We start from the raw sequence: 389 nt of genomic DNA on the forward strand, positions 1-389 counted from the left end.
ACCGCGCCGCGGTCCTGGTCTGAGCAGGAGCGGCCGTGACCATGGCAGACCCGGCGGGCACCGGGCACACAGCACAGCATTCGATCGACCGGGAGGACGCGGCATGAACAGCAAGTCGGTAGTGGTGGTCGGGCACGGAATGGTGGGGCACCGGTTCGTCGAGGCGCTCCGTGCTCGGGACGACGCGGGGCAGTGGCGGGTGACCGTCCTGTGCGAGGAGCGCCTGCCCGCCTACGACCGGGTGGGGCTCTCGTCCTACGTCGGGTCCTGGGACGCAAAGGAACTCGCGCTCGCCGGCAACGACTACCCGGGCGACGCCCTGGTCGACCTGCGGGTCGGCGAGTCCGCGGCATCGATCGACAGGGCCGCGCGCACGGTCACCACCACGG

Annotated in this window: 1 pseudogene; it reads left to right on the plus strand. The window is 71.7% G+C overall.

Features of this window, described 5'->3' with window-relative positions:
- Window positions 1–103: 103 nt before the first annotated feature.
- A pseudogene (locus AC1DYG_RS20480) lies at window positions 104–389 on the plus strand (nitrite reductase (NAD(P)H)); the annotation flags it as partial.

The sequence above is a fragment of the Pedococcus sp. P1_H8 genome, assembly GCF_056405175.1.